Genomic DNA, 2,680 nt, shown 5'->3' with positions numbered 1-2,680 from the left:
GGTGACAGAACGCTGCACTGATCAGCTACGACGACGAGGGGTTGTTTCGGTTGGAGGGTGTCCACTGAAACGGGGGAGGTCTAGTCTTCTTCAAGGGACGCCGGATCACGTCGCACGTCCGCAGCTACGTGCGCAACGGCTACACGACGAAGAAGGAGCACATGCCCAAGGCGCACCAGAAGCACCTGGAGTGGACGCCGACGCGGATGGTGAGCTGGGGGCAGAGCGTGGGACCGAACACGGCCGCGCTCATCACCGCGATCCTGGCCGACCGTCCTCATCCCGAGCAGGGCTACAAGTCGTGCCTCGGCATTCTTCGGCTCGGCAAGAAGTACGGCAACGAGCGTCTCGAGGCAGCCTGTGGTCGAGCCCATGCCTCCGGTGCTCGCTCGTACCGCCACGTCGACTCGATCCTCAAGCGCGGGCTCGATCGCGTGCCGCTCGACTCGCGTGCCGACGAACCTCGACCACTACACCACGAGAACATCCGTGGCCCGGAGACGTACCGCTGAAAGGAACGAACAACATGCTCAACGAACCCACCCTCGACAAGCTCAAGGAGCTGCGGCTCGGCGCCTTCGCCGATGCCTGGCTCGTTCAACAAGCCGATCCAGAATCGGCCTCGCTCGGCTTCGACGAACGCCTCGGGCTCCTCGTCGATGCCGAGTGGAGCGCCCGACACAACAAGCGGCTGGCTCGCAATCTTCGGGAAGCGAAGCTGAAGTTTCCCAACGCGTGCATCGAGGACGTCGACTTCCCGCCACGCCGGCAGCTCGACAAGACGGCGGTCCGCCAGCTCGCGACGTGCAAGTGGATCGAGAACCATCAGTCAATCGTGATCACCGGGGCCACGGGTGTGGGTAAGACATTCCTCGCGTGCGCGCTGGCCCAGCACGCGATCCGCAAGAACTACCGCGCCGCGTACCGTCGCCTCTCGCGTCTGTTCGACGAGCTCGCCCTCGCGCGGGCCGACGGCTCCTACGTCCGGCTGCTCGCCCAGCTCGCACGCACCGACGTGCTCGTGCTCGATGACTGGGGCATGACCCCGGTCCGCGAGGCGGAGCGTCGCGACCTCAACGAGATCATGGAGGACCGCTGGGGCAACCGCTCGACCATCGTGACCAGCCAGATCCCGGTCGCGAAGTGGCACGACCACATCGGCGATCCAACGACCGCCGACGCGGTCTGCGACCGCATCCTCAACAACGCGCAGCGGATCGTGCTAAAGGGTCCTTCCCGCCGGAAGCAGGATGATGGCGATGACACCTGACCCAACCTCGTCGCTCCGCTCCGCTCCGACCCGACCCACGGCCGGGCCTCGGCGAGGGGCATCGAAGGGGCAACCGTCCCGATCCCTGACCGGCACCACGACGCCGCCCCCAGACCTCACGCCTCGGAGGTGCCCACGGCCCACTGACCACCACCAACCCTCGTCGCTCCGCTCCGTTCACGACGACCGATCCGAGCGTTCACGTGGCGGCGATCCGAGCGTTCACGTCGGCCGGAATCTGCAGTCGAGGGTGGCCTGTCTCGCGAGATTCCGGCCTGGATGTTCGATCCGGTTGCATGCGGCGCCATGGACGTCGGACCACCCGTCGTAGCCGTCACGGCGTTGCAGGAGCTACGACGCGTCCTTTCCGGAGATGGGCTTGATCCCTCGTCGGTGCTTGCTACGGGATCCGTGAATGAAGAGGAGGGCGCCCAGAAGACGAGGCCGAAGGCGCTCCAGGTCGTGGAGCAATACAGGTCAGGCGCAGCTGTTCCCGTCCTCGGCGACAGTGGTGCTCCCCGTCGAGGCCGCAAGAAAAGCTATCGACGCGCTCGCCGAGATGCTGCTCGCGGTGAGCGACGTGGCCATCAAGAGAGGAGGCGATGATGAGCTCCAAGATCTCACCTGAGCACCTCGAAAAGTTGGCGGTCGTGTACGTCCGGCAGTCGACCATGGCGCAAGTCCTTGGGCATACGGAAAGCAAACGGCGGCAATACGAGCTGGCTGACAAGGCCCGTCAACTCGGCTTCAAACAGGTGGAGACGATCGATGATGATCTCGGCCGTTCTGGTTCAGGAGAGGTAGAACGACCTGGCTTTCAACGGCTGGTTGCCAAGGTGTGCAGTGGCGCTGTGGGAGCGGTGTTGTGCATCGAGGCATCGAGGCTTGCCCGCAACGGTCGCGACTGGCATCACCTGATCGATCTGTGTGCTCTGGTTGGAACGTTGATCATCGATCCCGATGGAGTCTATGAGCCCAGGCAGGGGAACGATCGTCTGCTCCTTGGCCTCAAGGGCACGATGTCCGAGTACGAGCTCAGCCTGCTCAGGCAACGAAGTCTTGCCGCGCGAGACTCCAAGGCTCAGCGAGGCGAGCTTCGCTTCGGCCTTCCTCCCGGCTTGTGCTGGGACGAGCTCGGTCGCATCGAGATCGATCCCGATGACCGCATCGTGACCGCGATCCAGCTTGTATTCAGGAAGTTCCGCGAGATGGGTAGCGTCCGGCAGGCCCTCCTATGGTTCAGGGACAATGAGATCGAGATCCCGATCATGCAGCGAAGCCCCAAGGGGATGCAGGTCGAGTGGAAGAAGCCTTCTTATCACAATATTCTGAGTGCGCCATGAAGCTTGGAGAAGGAGGATTGCCATGTAGCAGCACGAAACCTTCTTTCGTGACCCTGTGGACCTCGAC

At 63.6% G+C, this 2,680-nt stretch carries 3 protein-coding genes; all 3 read left to right on the top strand.

Annotated features, from left to right (window positions below; all coding sequences use genetic code 11):
* Window positions 1–161: 161 nt before the first annotated feature.
* Complete coding sequence (locus tag OEB96_RS00495) at window positions 162–512, top strand: hypothetical protein (RefSeq protein WP_266213404.1); 351 nt, start codon at window positions 162–164, stop codon at window positions 510–512.
* A gap of 14 nt (window positions 513–526) precedes the next feature.
* Entirely contained in the window at window positions 527–1,270 is a 744-nt protein-coding gene (gene istB, locus OEB96_RS00490) for an IS21-like element helper ATPase IstB (RefSeq protein WP_266213403.1), read from the top strand.
* Between the two features lie 602 nt (window positions 1,271–1,872).
* On the top strand, window positions 1,873–2,613 hold the full coding sequence (locus OEB96_RS00485) for a recombinase family protein (RefSeq protein ID WP_266213402.1): 741 nt from the start codon (window positions 1,873–1,875) through the stop codon (window positions 2,611–2,613).
* Window positions 2,614–2,680: the final 67 nt, after the last annotated feature.

The organism is Paraliomyxa miuraensis, assembly GCF_026337845.1.
Taxonomy (GTDB): Bacteria; Myxococcota_A; Polyangia; order Nannocystales; family Nannocystaceae; genus Paraliomyxa; species Paraliomyxa miuraensis.
Note: the sequence above shows the minus strand (reverse complement) of the source record. Positions and strands in the feature narration are given on the sequence as shown.